Below are 17,129 nucleotides of genomic sequence, written 5' to 3'. Positions count from 1 at the left end.
CGGAAGAGCGGCCCGCTGCATCCAGGCCCTCTGCCGCCATGCGACCATGGCATGATCCGTACATTCACCAGCGCGAGGAGTGGGCTCGATGGAAATCTGGATCGGCCGTGACGGCGAACGGCATGGCCCGTACAAGGAAGACGACGTGCGCGCGTGGCTGCGCAGCGGCCAGCTGAGCGCGGCCGACCTGGCCTGGCACGAAGGCCTCGCCGACTGGCAGCCGTTGTCGGTGCTGTTCCCCGATGAAACTCGCAGCGTGCCGGCCGCTCCTTCCACGACGCCATTACCGTCAACCAACGCCGCGACCCTGGAAGATTGTGCCGGCTTCTGGAAGCGATTCGCCGCCTGGGTGATCGATTACCTGATCCTGCTGGTTCCGGTCTTCATGATTGCGCTGTCCATGGGCGCCACCACCGCATTCGAGCATTTCATGACACAAATCCAGGGCGGCGCCACGCCCACCCTGGCGATGGAGGAATACGCCAGGGCCGTTCGTCCGGCCACGATGTGGGCACTGCTGGTGGGCTATCTCTACTACGCCTTCTTCGAATGCTCCGCCTGGCAGGCCACGCCGGGCAAGCTGGCGCTGGGCCTGCGCGTCACCGACCTGGAAGGAAGGCGCATCAGCCTCGGGCGCAGCCTGGCCCGCAACGCGGTTCGACTGACCAATGTCCTGACCGCCCTGATCCCCCTCGTCTGCTATCTGGCGGTGGCATGGACCACCCGCAAGCAGGGCTTTCACGACCTGCTGGCCAAGACCCTGGTACTGAACGGCCGCGCCAGCGAGTTCAAGCCGAGCCAGGCAGCGTCCGGCAACGGCAACACCTTCCGCGCCTGAATCACCCGGCGGCGGTGACCTCGAAAGACCTGCCGCCATCCGGCGCCGCAGCCCTCTCGGTTCACGTGGAACCGCGGCACGCCGGACGCCAGGGAACCCATGCCCAGCGACCGCCGCGGATCATGAGGAAATCGCGGAACAAGTCGGTGGAAATGCTGTGGCTGCCACGAGTGTTTCATGCGCAAGCAATCGGGTGTTCGCATCGGCCGGCAACGTCACGCGCATCTAATCTTTGACGGCGTAGCTTCAGAAAACTTCGTGGCCCAGGTCGAAGCCATGCCTCGAATCGAGCCTGAAAACACCGGAATCTATCGGTTCGACAATATCCTGGTCGAGCCAGCCGCGCACCGACTGGAGCGCGACGGTCGGCCGTTGCCGGTGGAACCCAAGGCCTACATGCTGCTGCTGACCCTGCTGTGCCATGCCGGCGAGATGGTAAGCAAGGACGCGCTGCTGGATATCGTCTGGGGACATCGTCACGTCACACCCGGCGTACTCAACCGGGCGGTTTCGCAACTGCGCCACACGCTGGGTGATTCGTCTGCGGAGCCGCGCTACATCGCCACCGTGCACAGCCTGGGCTTCCGCTTCATCGGCACGGTGCATTACACGCCCCCTCCGGTGGATGGCGCCGTCGATTTGCCGGCCAGGGCACCGCAGCCGCAGCCGTCGGCCCAGGCGCAGGCCTCGAACGGACAAGCGGAGGCCGTGCGAGTCCCTTACCGCCGCCGCTTCGCCGACGGCGACCCGTTCCTGAACTTCATCGACCTGAAGCCATGCCTGGGCCAACTCGCCAATTGGGCGGCCCTGTTGCCATGGGGCGACACGCAACGCCGAGCCATCCTCGCGGTCCTGAGCCTGGAATACGCACGCCTGGGCGAAAGTGGCGTGGCGACACCGTCGCTGGTCTACCACAGGGCGGTACTGGCCGCGCTGGAAGGCGAGCGGGAAGCAGCCATCGCCGTCCTGGGCCAGGCGATCGACGAAGGTTTCCGCGACGACCTTGCCTTGCGGCACGACCTGGCCTGGCGCCCACTGGCCGATGATGCGGACTTCCACCAGCAGCAGCAGCGACTTGACGCACTGCTTGCCACCGAACGGACGCTGCCCGATCCACTGCCAACATCCTGACCGCGCCACGGACAACTCCGTGACTGGGGCGCCGCGTCATGTCTGGCGGCAACACGCGCAAGGAGCTGGCGGCATGGCGCCACCAGCTCCTGCTTCGTTATCGCATGGGCGTAGGCTGCGCCCCGGCTCCGGATCGACCATGCGACTCACCTGCTTGATGCGCCTGCAGGTCACCATTGCGACAGACGTGTCAGGCCATTCGGGCGCGGCCAACCGGATTCAATGGATGTCGATGACAGCCACTGCCTTGTCCGGACCGACCCAGCGGACCTGTTTCACCAGACCGCTCGAATTATCGACGGCCACCGCGGCAACGGTCTGCGGGCCAAGTCCAAGATGACGCTGGCCTTCCCATCTGTTCGCCGCGTGTTGCGCCTGGATGAACCCTGCCGGGGTGTGGCCCACAAAGACCATCAGGTTGTAGCCGTAGTGCAGGTTGGTGGTATAGGTCTCGTACTGGGCGGCACTGACGCTGCCGGCGCAGGCAAGACCGAGCACGATGCTCGTGGCAATGATCAGACGTTTCATGAGTTCCTCCCGGCAGACGCGATGTCTGTGCAGGTGAGTATGGTTTGGTGCCTCCGCTGAGGCATGAGGTATCCGCGGGAAACCGTCTGGAAAGCCTGTCGATTCCGCGGTGGTTCCACGACGAAAAGCACGGCGACGCACCAGGCCGCCGATCCGCTCAGTGCTGTTGCTCCACCTCCGCCAGCTGCGGGCGTCCCGCCTGCTTCGACGCCAGGCGCTGGTCAGACGCGTGGGTCGCAACCGACTGGGGAACCAGCTGGCACCGATGGCCTTCCGCCGGTGCGGCCTGCTTGCAATACACGTTCACGATGGCAACCGTGTCCTGGGCGGCATCGATCAGCCGGATCTGTCTCGCCATGCCCGGGCCGGACGAGTTGTCGATGGCCACCGAGACAAACGACTGCATGGCCATGCCCTGCTTCCGCAGGACTTCCGAATTCTCGGCCGCCCGCTGCGCCTGCATGTACTGCCTGTGCGTGTTGCCGACAAGCGCCGCCAGTCCGTAGCCCGTGGACAAGTCGACGACGTAGGTCTCGTACTGGCCCGGTGCGGCGGTGACCGAGACATTCTGCAGGTTGGTGGTTTGGGACTGGTCCTGGGCGATGCTGGCGCCGGCGACGCAGGCAAGACCGAGCGCGATGCTCGTGACAATGATCAGACGTTTCATAAGACCTCCAGACGGACGCCAATGTCCGTTGGGCCACTCTGGGCTGCAGCTGCAGCTCCTGCTTGATGGATTACGGGAGGATTCGCGAGGATCCACTGATAATTTCCGGTGGATCCGCCGGGGAGATGCGAAGGTCGGCAGGCCCATGGAACCGCTGTCGATCCGCGCGCGCACCGGCGGATCGATGCACGCCGGTTCGAAGATTGCCAGGGATCGGTATCCGGTCTCGCCGGAACCCGCTGCGCATCGAACCGATGGCGAAGCTCGTCGCGTCTGGCCGAGGCATCCGGGCGGCTTGCTATCATCGACGGTCCACCCGGCTGGCGCCGGCAACCAGGGAACCGTGGCCAACTCATGCTCAGCATCGAACAACGCATTGCCAACGACATCGCCGCCAGGACCGAACAGGTACGCGCGGCAGTCGACCTGCTCGACGGCGGTGCCACCGTGCCGTTCATCGCACGCTACCGCAAGGAGGTCACCGGCGGCCTCGACGACACCCAGCTGCGTTTGCTGGAGGAACGCCTGCGCTACCTGCGCGAGCTGGAAGAACGGCGTGCGGCGATCCTCGCCAGCGTCGAGGAACAGGGCAAGCTCGGCGATGCGTTGAAGGCCGATCTGCTCGCCGCCGACACCAAGGCGCGGCTGGAGGATCTGTACCTGCCGTTCAAGCCCAAGCGCCGCACCAAGGCGCAGATCGCCCGCGAGGCCGGGCTGGAACCGCTGGCGACCGGCCTGCGCGAAGACCCCACACTGACCCCGGAAGCGTTCGCCGAATCGTTCGTCGATGCAGAAAAGGGCGTCGCCGACGTGCGCGCCGCGCTGGACGGCGCCCGCGCGATCCTGATGGAGTCGATCGCCGAGGACGCGCACCTGGTCGGCGAACTGCGCGACTGGCTGTGGGCGCAGGGGCAGATCCGCGCGAAAGTGGTCGAGGGCAAGGAGAACGAGGGCGCGAAGTTCCGCGACTACTTCGACCACGTCGAACCGATCGGCAAGATCCCCTCGCACCGCCTGCTGGCACTGATGCGTGCGCGCAACGAGGGCGTGATCGAACTCGAGCTCGCGCCCGCCGCCGACAGCGAGCAGGGCCATGCCGAAGGCGAGGGCCGTGTCGCGGCGCACGCGAACATCCACAACCGTGGCCGCGCCGCGGATGCGTGGCTGCGCGAGACGGTGCGCCTGACCTGGCGCGTGAAGCTGCATCTGCATCTCACCCTCGACCTGTTCGGCCGCGTGCGCGAAGGCGCCGAGGACGAGGCGATCCGCGTGTTCGGCGACAACCTCAAGGACCTGATGCTGGCCGCGCCGGCCGGCGCGAAGACGGTGATGGGACTGGATCCCGGCATCCGCACCGGCTGCAAGGTCGCGGTGGTCGACGCCACCGGCAAGCTGCTGGCCACCGACACCATCTATCCGCTGGAGCCGCGGCGGCAGTGGAACGAATCGCTGGTGTCGCTGGCAAAGCTGTGCAAGCAGCACAACGTGGACCTGATCGCGATCGGCAACGGCACCGGCTCGCGCGAGACCGACAAGCTGGCCGGCGAGCTGATCAGGAAGCTGCCCGAGGCGAAGCTGTCGAAGATCGTGGTGAGCGAGGCCGGTGCCTCGGTGTATTCCGCCTCGGAATTCGCCGCGAAGGAATTCCCCCAGCTCGACGTGAGCCTGCGCGGCGCCGTCTCGATCGCGCGCCGCCTGCAGGACCCGCTGGCCGAGCTGGTGAAGATCGAGCCGAAGGCGATCGGCGTGGGCCAGTACCAGCACGACGTGAACCAGATCAAGCTGGCGCGCGCGCTGGATGCGAAGGTGGAGGACTGCGTCAACGCGGTCGGCGTGGACGTCAACACCGCCTCCGCCGCGCTGCTCGCGCGCGTGGCCGGGCTGTCTGCCTCGGTCGCCGAGAACGTGGTCAAGCACCGCGACGCCAACGGCCCGTTCGCCAATCGCAAGGCGCTGCTGAAGGTGCCGCGGCTGGGCGACAAGGCGTTCGAGCAGTGCGCCGGCTTCCTGCGCGTGTCCAGCGGCGACAACCCGCTGGACGCCAGCGCGGTGCATCCGGAAGCCTACCCGGTGGTCGAGCGGATCATCGCGCAGTGCGGCCGTGAGGTGCGCAACATCATCGGCGACGCCGGCTTCCTGCGTGGCCTCAAGCCCGAGCAGTTCACCGACGAGAAATTCGGCGTGCCGACCGTGCGCGACATCCTGAAGGAACTGGAGAAGCCCGGCCGCGACCCGCGCCCGGAGTTCGTCGCGCCGAGCTTCGCCGAGGGCGTCGAGGACGTGAAGGATCTCAAGCCCGGCATGATCCTCGAAGGCCGCGTCACCAACGTGGCCGCGTTCGGCGCCTTCGTCGACATCGGCGTGCACCAGGACGGCCTGGTCCACGTCTCGGCGCTGTCGCACACCTTCGTCAAGGATCCGCGTGATGCGGTGAAGGCCGGCGACATCGTCAAGGTCAAGGTGATGGAGGTGGACCTGCCGCGCCAGCGCATCGGCCTCAGCATGCGGCTGGACGACGAGCCGGGCCAGGCGCGCGGTGGCCGTCCGGGCGGCGGCAACGATGCTCGTGCCGGCCAGCGCGACAACCGCGGCCCGCGCCCGGGTAGCGGCGCAGCAAAGCCGACTCCTGCGCCGGCCAACAACGCATTCGCCGACGCGCTGGCGCGTGCCACCAAGCGTTGAATTGCCGGCGCCAGGCCCGCAGGCGGCGGCGATGCGCTGCAGCATGCGGTTCCGTATGGAATGCCGTAACGTAACGTCCAGCTAACAAGGCCATTCCGGCCCAGGAGTATCCACATGCTTCGTTCCCGCCATCTGGCCGGTGCCATCGCCACCGCCCTGCTGTTCAGCACGGCTGCTGCCGCCACCGACTTCAGCAACGTCATCGTGTTCGGCGACAGCCTCAGCGACGGCGGCAACATCTCGCTGGCCACCGCGCCCGCGATCCAGCCGCCGCTGCGCTTCACCACCAACCCGGGCACCACCACCGCGGAGAATGTCGCGGCGAAGCTCGGCTTCACGCTGGCCCCGTCCGCCGTCGGCGGTACCGATTTCGCCTGGGGCGGCGCCGGCTTCGTCAACAACGTGGCCCCGGTGCCGACCATTCCGCAGCAGCTGCAGATGTACCTCGGCGCGACCGGCGGCCATGCCGACGGCAACGCCCTGTACCAGGTCTGGGGCGGCGCGAACGACATCTTCTACCTGAGCAGCGCGCTGACCGATCCGAACGCGATCGCCGCTGGCGCGGTCAACGCGGCGCAGACCGAGGTCCACATGCTCGGCAGCCTGCAGGCCGCCGGCGCCAGGTACGTGGTGGTCTACAACCTGCCCGACCTCGGCAAGACGCCCTCGGCCGCGGCCGGCGGCGCCGCCGCGCAGGCCGGCGCCAGCCAGCTTGCCGTGCTCTACAACGGCGTGCTCAACAGCGGGCTCGGGCAACTCAGCAGCAACGGCCTGAACATCATTCCGGTGAACACCTTCGCCCTGCTCAACGAGGTGATCGCCAATCCGTCCGCCTACGGCTTCAGCAACGTGACCACGCCGGCCTGCGGCGCCGGTTCCAGTTCGGTGCAGTGCGGCCCGCAGGGCTCGGGCCTGCCGTACACGTATGCACCGGGCACCGACCAGACCTACCTGTTTGCTGACGGCGTGCACCCGACCACCGCCGCCCACGCGATGCTCAGCCAGTACGTGCTGTCGGTGATCCACGCGCCGGAACAGATCTCGCTGCTCGGCGAAGCGCCGCTGGCGGCCAGTACCGCGCAGAACCGCGTCATGCGCGAGCAGATGCTGACCACCGGCAAGGATGGCGATGTGCGCACCTTCGTCAACATTGATTACGCGAAGCAGCGCTTCGACGCCACCAGCCATTCCCCGCGCACCAACAGCGACAATTTCAACTTCACCCTGGGCGCGAACTTCTTCGCCGGCGAACACGTCACCGCCGGCGTGGCGCTCGGCATCGGCCAGCACAACGCCGATTTTTCCGGTGGCGGCGGCTACAAACTGCAGGACGTCAGCGGCCTGGGCTATGTCGGCTACCACAACGGCGGTGGCTACGTGGGCGGCTACGTCAACTTCGGCCAGTCCAACTTCAAGGACATCGAGCGCCGCCTGAGCATCGGCACCATGCAGCGTACCGAAAGCGGCAAGACCGACGGCTCGCACCTGGGTGGCGGCGCCACCGGCGGCTGGTGGTTCAACCTCAACGACGAGCTGCAGACCGGGCCATTCGCCACCATCGACTGGCAGACCGTGAAGGTCAGCGGCTACAACGAGAACGGCAACGACAGCAGCGCGATGTGGTTCGGCCGGCAGCAGCGCGACTCGCTGCTGGGCACGCTGGGCTGGCGCCTGCGCGGCCAGTGGCAGGTCAACAACCTGCTGATGTCGCCCTACGTCGAACTGGCCTGGAACCACGACAGCAAGGCCGACCCGCGCCTGGTCAGCGCCGGCCTGAACAGCATGAACGGCAGCTTCGCCCTGACCGGCTTCAGCCCGGACCAGAGCTGGGGCACTGCAACGCTCGGCCTGTCCGCCCAGCTCACCCCGAGCGTGCAGAGCTGGATCGGCTACAGCGGGCGTTTCAGCGACAACAGCCAGAAGTACAACAGCGTCAACATGGGCGTGCGGATCAGCCTCTGATCCGGCGAGGCCGCGACCCGGACCGCCGGGTCGCACCATGAAAAAGCCGTCCGCATTTGCGGACGGCTTTTTTGTGGGCCTTCCCGTCGAAGCGGGAGCCTGCAGCGGCTTACTTGTTCTTGCCGCCGGTCGCGATGCCGAGGATGGCCATGGCCTGCTTCTTCAGCGTCGCCGCCACCGCCGGATCGAGCGGCTGCACGTCGCCGCCGACCTGGTGCTGCTTCAGCACCAGCGTGCCGTCGTCGCTCCAGCCGGCGCGGTCGATCGCGCTCGGCTTGCCATCGCGGCTGGCCTTGGTCTCCTGCACGATCGCCCACGGCTTGTCGCCCTTGTAGGCGTAGTCGGTGCTGGTGTAGCCCTTGTCGCCGTAATCGACTTCTTCGCGGATGTACTTCACTTCGCCGGCCTGGCGGAACAGCTGCCAGCCGCGCGAATCATTGGCCTCCAGCTTGGTGCCGTGGCTGATCTTCATGCCGCCGATCTGCGCCTTCGCCTCGGCGAACTCGGCCAGGATCTTCTCGCTGGGCGTCTGTTCGGCCACCAGTTCGATCGCCACGCCGTCGTTCTTGCTGCCCTTGGCCAGCACCGGCGCCTGGATCGGCATCGTGTACTTGCGGTCGCCGTCGGTCAGGGTCGCCTGGATCACGTACAGATCATTCGGCTTCACTTCGGCCGGGTTGAAGCTCAGCGTGAACGGCTGCGGGAACGTGCCGGCCGGCGCGGTCTTGCTGGCCAGCGGGGCGGAACCCGCGGCGGTGGACGACACGTCCGCCAGGTTCAGCACCAGGGTGGCATTCGCCGACGGCGCGGGCGTGCCGGCGCGCAGCGAGATCGTGCCGCTCACCTGGTTCGGAATCTGCGGCGTGGCCGCAGCCGTTTTCGCGGAAGCGGGCGCAGCGGGACCCGCCGGCTGAGACGAATCGGGAGCATTGCTGCAACCCGCCAGGGCCAGTGCCGCAACCGACATCAGCGACAAAACCGTCTTGCGCATGGGGAAAACCTCATCAAACGTGGAATCAAGCACGAGGCCGTTCAGGCGCTTGGCGCCACGACTCTACGCGGGGGAAGTTCCAAGCATAGCCCAAAAGGGGCGGCATCGAAAAGTCAAGCCATCCAATGGCCTACCATGCGCCAGCGTACGCGGCCAGCATCAGGTTGCCGCATCAATGGCGTCGCAGGGCCCGGTGCGCGATGTCACGGCGGCAGAACGCGCCGTCGTAATGGATCCGGCTTAGCGCGGCATAGGCGCTTTCGCGCGCCGCGGCGATGTCGTCGCCCAGCGCGCACACGGTCAGCACGCGACCACCGGCCGTGACGGCGCGGCCCTGTTCGTCGAGCCGGGTACCGGCATGGAAGACCTTCACGTCGCTGTCCGGCAGCGCATCGAGGCCGCTGATCGCATCGCCCAGGCGCACCCGGCCCGGATAACCGCCGGCCGCCATCACCACGCCGATCGCCGGGCGCGCATCCCAGCGCGCCCGGGCATGTTCCAGCCGGCCGTCCAGCGCCGCATCGATCAGCTCGACCAGGTCCGATTTCAGCCGCAGCAGGATCGGCTGCGTTTCCGGATCGCCGAAGCGCACGTTGAACTCGATCACCTTCGGCGCGCCCGACTTGTCGATCATCAGGCCGGCGTAGAGGAAGCCGATGAACGGCGCGCCCTCGGCCGCCATGCCGCGCAGGGTCGGCTCGATCACTTCCTTGAGGATGCGCTGCTCGACCTCCGGCGTGACCACCGGCGCCGGCGAGTACGCGCCCATGCCGCCGGTGTTCGGGCCGAGGTCGTTTTCGTCGCGGCGCTTGTGGTCCTGGCTGGAGGCCATCGGCAGCGCGTGGCTGCCGTCGCTCATCACGATGTAGCTGGCTTCCTCGCCGTCGAGGAATTCCTCGATCACCACCCGCGCCGACGCATCACCGAAGCTGTGCGCACCGAGCATGTCGTGCAGCGCCAGCTCCGCATCGGCCAGGGTCAGCGCCACCACCACGCCCTTGCCGGCGGCGAGGCCGTCGGCCTTGATCACGATCGGCGCGCCCCCGCTCCGATGGGCCTGTTCGCGCACGTAGGCCAGCGCCGGATTCAGTTCGCTGAACACCGCGTAGTACGCGGTGGGAATGTTGTGCCGCTGCAGGAAATCCTTGGCGAATGCCTTGGAGCCTTCCAGTTGCGCGGCGATCGCGCGCGGGCCGAAGATGCGCAGGCCGGCGGCGCGGAAGCGGTCGACCACACCCGCCACCAGCGGCACTTCCGGGCCGACCACGGTCAAGCCGATTTTTTCGCGCTTCGCCAGCTGCAACAAGCCATCGAGATCGTTCATCGCGACGTCGGCGTTGCGCACGCCCGGCTCGCGCGCGGTGCCTGCATTGCCGGGCGCCACGATCACCTCGTCGACCTGCGGGGACTGCCTGAGCTTCCACGCCAGCGCGTGTTCGCGCCCGCCGCTGCCGATGACCAGGACCTTCATGCCGATGCTCCGGGGGAGAGTTGCCGTTGGGGTGGCCGGCTATTGTAGCGGGGTCGCGAGGCAACTCCGGGCCGAGGCGGGAACTTCGCCGGCGAACCCGCTGCCATGCGCGCTCGCGACGGCACCATCGTCGTACACTCGGGCGGCACGGATGCGCGTATCGCTGCCGCATCCCCGGCAACATCATTCGCAATGGAGGTTACGCATGTCCGTACCTGACAGTGGCAAGCCCGCCCATTCCACTTGGCCGGCGGTCGCCGGCACCGCGCTGCGCGTGGCCTTCGGCATGATCTGGGCGGTGAGCGCCGCGCTCACCTGGACTGCCGATTTCGCCAGCCACTACGTGGGCTACCTGCACAACGCCGCCACCGGGCAGCCGGCATGGTCGGCGTGGTGGTTCGACATGTGGATCGCCCTGGTCACGCCGCACGTGGGGCTGTTCGTGTGGGCCACGCGCATCGCCGAGACGCTGCTGGCGCTGGCGCTGCTGCTGGGCTTCGCACGCAAGCTCACCTACATCGTGGGCATCCTGTTCAGCCTGCTGATCTGGAGCACCGCCGAGGGTTTCGGCGGGCCGTATTCGGTGGGCGCCAACAACATCGGCGCGGCGATCAGCTACGTGCTGATCTTCGCGGCGCTGATCGTGATCAACCTGCGCGCCGGCCCCAGCCCGTACAGCCTGGATTACCTGATCGAGCGCCGCTGGCCCGGCTGGCGCCGCGTGGCCGACTGGAACGACAAGCTGCCGCTGGCCGAAGTGCCGCGCCTGCCCTGGCGCGTGCAGGGACCGGCGCTGGCCGGCGTGCTGATCCTGGTGGCGCTGCTGCTGGCCGGCCTGCACAGCGCGTTGAACGTGCGCTCGTCCAGCCCGCAGGCCGCCGCCGCCGCGGTGACGCCGCTGTCGCTGGCCTCCAGCCAGCCCATCGAGAAAGCCCGCGACGCTCGCCTGCCGCCGCTGCAGCCGGGTGACAGCGTGGAGGTGCACATCACCTCCAGCAACGACAGCGTGGAGATCGCCAGCGGCGTGCAGTACCAGGCCTGGACCTTCGGCAAGACCGTGCCCGGCCCGGTGATCCATGTGCGCCAGGGGCAGACGGTGAACTTCACCCTCACCAACCGCGGCACCATGCAGCATTCGATCGACTTCCACTCGGCGATCACTCCGCCCAGCCTGCACTACGTGGACATCATGCCGGGCGAGTCGATCACGTTCTCGTTCGTGGCCAGGGTGCCCGGCGCGTTCCTCTACCACTGCGGCACGCCGCCGGTGCTGCTGCACATCGGCAACGGCATGTACGGCGCGATCATCGTCGACCCGGCCACGCCGCTGCCGCCTGCGCAGGAGAGCTACGTGCTGGTGCAGGGCGAGTGGTACACCCAGCAGGTGTCAGGCAAGCTGATGGCCGGCAACTACGAGAAGATGCAGGCGATGCAGCCGGACGAGGTGGTGTTCAACGGCGCAGCGTTCCAGTACCGCGACCACCCGCTCACCGCCAAGCCCGGCGACCGGGTGCGCCTGTACGTGGTCAACGCCGGCCCCAGCCTGTGGAGCGCATTCCACGTGATCGGTGCGATCTTCGACAAGGTGTATCCCGGCGGCAACCCGGCACAGGCCATCGACGGCGTCTCGACCTACTCCGTCGGTCCCGGCGAGGGTGCGGTATTCGACCTGACGCTGGACGAGGCCGGCCACTACCCGTTCGTCGACCACGCCATGGCGCACATGCAGCTGGGCGCGCAAGGCGTGTTGCTGGTGGGCGGCCCGAACGAGACGGCAGCCAAACCGCCGGTGAGCAAGGCGCCGGTCGTCGCCGCACCCGCCGCGCCGCCGCCGGCTGCCAGCGGTCCGTACCAGTTCGACCCGGCCCGCGGCGCTTCGCTGTACGCCACCAACTGCGCGGCCTGCCACCAGGCCACCGGCCTGGGCCTGCCCGGTGCATTCCCGCCGCTGAAGGACAACCCGGTGGTGCAGGATGCCGACCCCACCAAGCACATCGAGGTGATCCTGAAGGGTCTGCAGGGCCAGGTGATCAACGGCACCAGCTATCCCACCGCGATGCCGCCGTTTGCCGCTGCACTGAACGACGCCGACATCGCCGACATCGCCAACCACGAGCGCAGCTCATGGGGCAACCAGGGCAAGCCGGTCACCGCCGAGCAGGTGAAGGCGGTACGCGGCAGCGCGAAGTGAAGTGAGTCCTGCCGGGCGTTGCCTCGCGGCGTCGCCCGGCAGAGTTTGAAATTCGCAACCGCTCAGCCCAGCAAGGCCAGCAGCGCCGCCCGCGGCAGCTTGCCGGTTTCGTTGCGCGGCAGCACATCGACCAGCTTCAGCGGGCGCGGCAGGAACAGCGGGTCGATCGCACGGCGCAGCGCGTCGAGGATCGCATGCGCCTCCAGGCCCGGTGCCACCGCCAGCGCGGCAATGCGGTGCACGCCCAGCGCATCGCCGTCGTCGAGCTGGAATACCACGCCGTCGCGCACGCCTGGAATCGCCAGCAGGCGCCGGGTGAGATCGGCCAGCGAGGCGCGCTTGCCGGCAATTTCCAGCATGTCGGCATGCCGGCCGCGCAGGCGAAAGCGGCGGCCGCCGTGGGACAGGCTGACGATATCGGCCAGGGTGACCGGCGCGGCCAGTTGCGGTGCCTCCACCGCGGTGCCGTCCGGCTGCGGGTGCAGGTTGCTGCCGTCGTACAACGACCAGTCCTCGTCCGCGGTGGGGCGGCGGCTGGCGAATACGCAGGTCTCGGTGGAACCGAACACTTCCAGCAACGGTGCGCCGAAGCGCTGCTCGGCCGCCCGCGCCAGCTCCACCGGCAGCGGCGCCGTGGCCGACAGCATTGCGGCAACTGGTGCCAGCGCGATGCCCGACTCGACCAGCGCGCGCAGATGCACCGGCGTGGTCACCAGCACCCGCGGCGCCGGCACCTCGGCCAGCGCGGCCGCCACGTCGGCCGGAAAGAACGGGCGCCCGGCATGCGCGCCGGCCTCGCCCAGCAGCGGCAGCAGCACCGACATCTCCATGCCGTACATATGCTGCGGCGGCACCGTGGCGACGATCTCGAAGCGTGACCCGACCACCGCACGCAGCATCGCCAGGTTGCCGGCGTTGCTGGCGTGGAAGCTGGCCCAGGTCTTCGGGTTGGCGCTGGGTGTGCCGGTGGAACCGGAGGTATAGCCGATCGCCACCACCTGGTCGGCAGGAATCGACGGCCACGCCGCTTCGGGTTCAAACGACGATGTGGCATCCAGCGCCGGCAGCTGCCGGTAGCCGTGCGGCGCGGGATCGAGCGCCTGCTCGCCCAGCGCGTAGCAACCCGGGTGCGCCGCCATCACCTCATCCACCGCCTGCGGCGCGCGCGACGACGGCAGCAGGTTGGCCTGGCCGCGCAACGCGATGGCGCAGAACGCGACCAGGAACGCATAGCGGTCCTCGCACAGGTTCACCGCCGCGGTGGCCACCGGCAGTTCCGCCGCCACTGCCTGCACCTGCGCCAGGAAGCATGCCGCGCTCACCGGCGCGCCGTGGCGCCACGCCACCACTCGCGCGGGATCATCCGCAACGAGCAGCGGCAGCCGTCGCGGCGCCTCGTGCTGGTAGGTGTCGTAGACGATGGCCAAGCTGCGGTCTCCCTGATCTTCGATTCGTCACGTGCGGCAGCATCGCGCCGCACGATGAACGGCGGCATGAACGGCGGCCGCTGGCGGCCCACGCCGGTTCAGCCGACGCATGGTCGACACGCTCCCCAAACGCTCAGGCGCGGATGATAGCGCCCGACAGCGCGTCACGGATCACCGTGGGGCTGGCCTGGCCGCCCAGCGGGGCATCCAGCAGGCCATCCAGCGCATCGCCGAAATAGTCCGCCACGGTCTGCGCTGCCCGCGCCGGCGGTAGGCCGTGCGGGTTCGCGCTGGTCGACACCAGCGCGCCGCCGAACGCGCGACACAACGCGGCGGCGGGCTCGTGCGCGGTGACCCGCAACGCGATTCCGGCATGTGCTCCGGCAACCCAGGCCGGTACCGCGGTCGAGCGCGGGAAGATCCAGGTGTGCGGACCGGGCCAGCTCGCGCGCACTTGCTGCAGGATGTCGTTCGGGACCGCGGCCAGTTCGATGTAGCGCTCGACCTGGGCGAAATCCGCGGCGATCAGCAGCACGCCCTGGGTCGCCGGGCGCTGCTTCAACGCGAACACGCGCTCGAATGCGGCGCGGTCGTGCGGATCGCAGCCGAGGCCGAACACCGCCTCGGTGGGATAAGCGAGCACGCCGCCGCCGTGCAGCAGCGCGGCGGCGGCATCGAGTTCGGCGAGGGTAAAGCGCGCCAGCACTCAGGCCCCGGTCTTGCTCGTCGCGGCCTTCTTTGCAGCGGCCTTCTTCGTGGCGGTCTTCTTGGCCGTCGTTTTCTTCGCCGTGGTCTTTTTCGCTGCGGGCTTCTTGCTGGCGGCCTTCTTCACCGCCGTCTTTTTGGCCGGCGCCTCCTTCTTGGCGGCTGCCTTCTTGGCCGCCCCCTTCTTGCCGAAGCGGCCCTTGCGCACCGGCGCAGCCGCCAGCAGTTCCAGGCATTGCGCCTCAGTCAGCTCCTTCGGCTCCTGCTCCTTCGGGATGCGCGCGTTCTTCTCGCCGTCGGTGATGTAGGCACCGTAGCGACCGTTGAGCACCTGCACGCCGTTGCCGAAATCGAGGATCAGCCGGTTCGCCAGCATCTCGAGTTTTTCCTGCACGATCTGCAGTGCACGTGGCAGCTCGATCGTGTACGGATCGTCCTCCGGTTTCAGCGAGGCATAGGTACTGCCCTGCTTCACGAACGGACCGAAGCGGCCGATCGCCACGCTGACCTCGTCGCCGTTCTCGGCCTGACCCAACTTGCGCGGCAGCTTGAACAGTTCGAGCGCCTCGGCCAGGGTGATCGTGTGCATGCTCTGGCCGGGGCGCAACGAGGCAAAGGTCGGCTTGTCTTCATCATCCTTGGTGCCGATCGCCGCATACGGCCCGAACCGGCCCAGCCGCACCGAAACCGGCTTGCCGGTCTTCGGGTCACTGCCCAGTTCGCGCGCACCGGTGGCCTCGCTGCGGTCGACCGACTCGGTCTTCTCGTCCACCTGCTGCTTGAACGGCAGCCAGAAGCGCTCCATCAGCGGCACCCACGCCTCTTCGCCGCGGCTGACCGCGTCCAGCTCGTCTTCCATCTTGGCGGTGAAGTCGTAATCGACGTAACGGGTGAAATGCGCGGTGAGGAACTTGCTGACCGCGCGGCCGACGTCGCTGGGCTTGAAGCGGCGGCTGTCGAGGAACACGTACTCGCGGTTCTGCAGCACCTGGATGATGCTGGCGTAGGTCGACGGGCGGCCGATGCCGTGTTCTTCCAGCGCCTTGACCAGGCTCGCTTCGGAATAGCGCGGCGGCGGCTCGGTGAAATGCTGGTCGGCGGCGATCTCGTGCAGCGGCACCGCCTCGCCCTTTTCCAGCCGCGGCAGGCGACGGCCTTCATCGTCGTCGTCGGCCTTTTTCTGGTCGCTGCCTTCCTCGTACACGGCGAGGAAGCCGGGGTCGATCACGGTGGTACCGCTGGCGCGGAACGAGGCATCGCCACCGGCGACGTCGGGCAGCGCGAACTCCACCGAGACGGTGTTCAGCGTGGCATGGATCATCTGGCAGGCGACCGTGCGCTTCCAGATCAATTCGTACAGCTTGCGCTGGTCGTCGTTGAGAAAGGCAGCCACCGATTTCGGCGTGTGCATCGCCGACGTCGGACGGATCGCCTCATGCGCTTCCTGCGCATTCTTGGACTTGGTCTTGTACACCTGCGGTGCATCCGGCAGTGCCTGGCCGCCGAAGTCACGCGCGATCAACTGACGCAGCTCGGCCATGGCGTCGTCGCCGAGCATGGTCGAGTCGGTACGCATGTAGGTGATCAGGCCGACGTTGCCTTCGTCACCCAGCGCCACGCCCTCGTACAGGCCCTGCGCCACCTTCATCGTGCGACTGGTGGTGAAGCCGAGCTTGCGCGCGGCCTCTTGCTGCAGGGTGGAGGTGGTGAACGGCGCGGCGGGGCGGCGCTTGCGTTCCTTCGAGCTGACCTCGCTGACGGTGAGGCGGCCACGTGCGGCCTGCTTCAGCGCCTCGCGCGCGGACTGCGCATCGGTTTCATTGGTGAGATCGAACTGCTCGAACTTCTTGCCGTTGAGCCTGGACAGGCGCGCGGTGAAGTCACCTTCGGCGTGCTTGAGCTGGGCTTCGATGGTCCAGTACTCGCGCGCCTTGAACGCCTCGATCTCGTCCTCGCGCTCGACGATCATGCGCAGCGCCGGCGACTGCACGCGACCGGCGGACAGGCCGCGCTGCACCTTGCGCCACAGCACCGGCGACAGGTTGAAGCCGACCAGGTAGTCCAGCGCGCGACGCGCCTGCTGGGCGTCGACCAGGTCGTGCGAGAGCTGGCGCGGTGCGGCCACCGCGGCCTTGATCGCCTTGGGCGTGATCTCGGAGAACACCACCCGGTGCAGCTGCTTGCCCTTGGTCAGGCCGCGCTCGTTGAGGATCTCGCTGATGTGCCAGCTGATCGCCTCGCCTTCGCGATCCAAGTCGGTCGCCAGATAGATGTCGTCGGCCAGCTTGGCCGCCTTGGCGATCGCGTCGACGTGCTTCTCGTTGCGCTCGATGACCTCGTAGGCCATGGTGAAACCGTGTTCGGTGTCGACCGCGCCCTCCTTCGGCTTCAGGTCGCGCACGTGGCCGTAGGAGGCGAGGACCTGGAAGTCCTTGCCAAGGTATTTGTTGATCGTCTTGGCCTTGGCCGGTGATTCGACGATGAGCAGGTTTTTTGCCATGAAGCTGGATATCCGAAAGTGAATCACCGGCGCTTC

The 17,129-nt window shown here is 67.8% G+C and carries 12 protein-coding genes; 5 read left to right on the top strand and 7 right to left on the bottom strand.

Annotated features, from left to right (window positions below):
- Window positions 1-88 precede the first annotated feature (88 nt).
- Together QQA13_RS01000 and QQA13_RS00995 are read left to right on the top strand one after the other, a co-directional pair.
- Window positions 89-838 carry an RDD family protein gene (locus QQA13_RS01000; RefSeq protein ID WP_108472127.1) on the top strand — a complete coding sequence of 250 codons (750 nt, stop codon included), beginning with the start codon at window positions 89-91 and terminating at the stop codon, window positions 836-838.
- A 177-nt stretch (window positions 839-1,015) separates the two neighbouring features.
- Window positions 1,016-1,969, top strand: coding sequence for a winged helix-turn-helix domain-containing protein (locus tag QQA13_RS00995; RefSeq protein WP_108472128.1), 954 nt, complete (start codon window positions 1,016-1,018; stop codon window positions 1,967-1,969).
- Window positions 1,970-2,188: 219 nt separating this feature from the next.
- On the opposite strand, the gene QQA13_RS00990 is transcribed toward QQA13_RS00995, so the two are convergent.
- Both QQA13_RS00990 and QQA13_RS00985 read right to left on the bottom strand, forming a co-directional pair.
- Window positions 2,189-2,497 (bottom strand): hypothetical protein, encoded by a 309-nt coding sequence (locus tag QQA13_RS00990; RefSeq protein WP_108472129.1) that lies wholly within the window; start codon window positions 2,495-2,497, stop codon window positions 2,189-2,191.
- Between the two features lie 157 nt (window positions 2,498-2,654).
- Window positions 2,655-3,164 (bottom strand): hypothetical protein, encoded by a 510-nt coding sequence (locus QQA13_RS00985; protein ID WP_108472130.1) that lies wholly within the window; start codon window positions 3,162-3,164, stop codon window positions 2,655-2,657.
- 354 nt (window positions 3,165-3,518) lie between these two features.
- Here QQA13_RS00985 and QQA13_RS00980 point away from each other — a divergent pair, with 354 nt between their 5' ends.
- Both QQA13_RS00980 and QQA13_RS00975 read left to right on the top strand, forming a co-directional pair.
- Window positions 3,519-5,846 (top strand): Tex family protein, encoded by a 2,328-nt coding sequence (locus QQA13_RS00980; protein WP_108472131.1) that lies wholly within the window; start codon window positions 3,519-3,521, stop codon window positions 5,844-5,846.
- 114 nt (window positions 5,847-5,960) lie between these two features.
- Entirely contained in the window at window positions 5,961-7,808 is a 1,848-nt protein-coding gene (locus tag QQA13_RS00975) for an autotransporter outer membrane beta-barrel domain-containing protein (protein WP_108472132.1), read from the top strand.
- Window positions 7,809-7,917: 109 nt separating this feature from the next.
- Here the strand turns inward: QQA13_RS00975 and QQA13_RS00970 are convergent, their stop codons facing one another.
- Window positions 7,918-8,799 (bottom strand): YbaY family lipoprotein, encoded by an 882-nt coding sequence (locus tag QQA13_RS00970; RefSeq protein WP_108472133.1) that lies wholly within the window; start codon window positions 8,797-8,799, stop codon window positions 7,918-7,920.
- A gap of 172 nt (window positions 8,800-8,971) precedes the next feature.
- Window positions 8,972-10,270, bottom strand: coding sequence for a phosphoribosylamine--glycine ligase (gene purD, locus QQA13_RS00965; protein ID WP_108472134.1), 1,299 nt, complete (start codon window positions 10,268-10,270; stop codon window positions 8,972-8,974).
- 205 nt (window positions 10,271-10,475) lie between these two features.
- Here purD and QQA13_RS00960 point away from each other — a divergent pair, with 205 nt between their 5' ends.
- Window positions 10,476-12,461 carry a multicopper oxidase domain-containing protein gene (locus QQA13_RS00960; RefSeq protein ID WP_108472135.1) on the top strand — a complete coding sequence of 662 codons (1,986 nt, stop codon included), beginning with the start codon at window positions 10,476-10,478 and terminating at the stop codon, window positions 12,459-12,461.
- Between the two features lie 62 nt (window positions 12,462-12,523).
- On the opposite strand, the gene QQA13_RS00955 is transcribed toward QQA13_RS00960, so the two are convergent.
- The 3 genes from QQA13_RS00955 to QQA13_RS00945 all read right to left on the bottom strand — a co-directional run bounded on the left by QQA13_RS00955 (window position 12,524) and on the right by QQA13_RS00945 (window position 17,093).
- A complete protein-coding gene (locus QQA13_RS00955) occupies window positions 12,524-13,888 on the bottom strand; it encodes an AMP-binding protein (RefSeq protein WP_108472136.1) in 1,365 nt (454 codons plus the stop codon).
- Window positions 13,889-14,021: 133 nt separating this feature from the next.
- Entirely contained in the window at window positions 14,022-14,594 is a 573-nt protein-coding gene (locus tag QQA13_RS00950) for an L-threonylcarbamoyladenylate synthase (RefSeq protein WP_108472137.1), read from the bottom strand.
- Window positions 14,595-17,093 carry a DNA topoisomerase I gene (locus QQA13_RS00945; protein WP_108472138.1) on the bottom strand — a complete coding sequence of 833 codons (2,499 nt, stop codon included), beginning with the start codon at window positions 17,091-17,093 and terminating at the stop codon, window positions 14,595-14,597. It lies immediately after the preceding gene.
- Between the last annotated feature and the right edge of the window lie 36 nt (window positions 17,094-17,129).

The sequence above is a fragment of the Rhodanobacter thiooxydans genome, from assembly GCF_030291135.1.
In the GTDB taxonomy this organism is placed as follows: domain Bacteria; phylum Pseudomonadota; class Gammaproteobacteria; order Xanthomonadales; family Rhodanobacteraceae; genus Rhodanobacter; species Rhodanobacter thiooxydans_A.
This window is presented reverse-complemented; position numbering and strand designations above follow the sequence as displayed.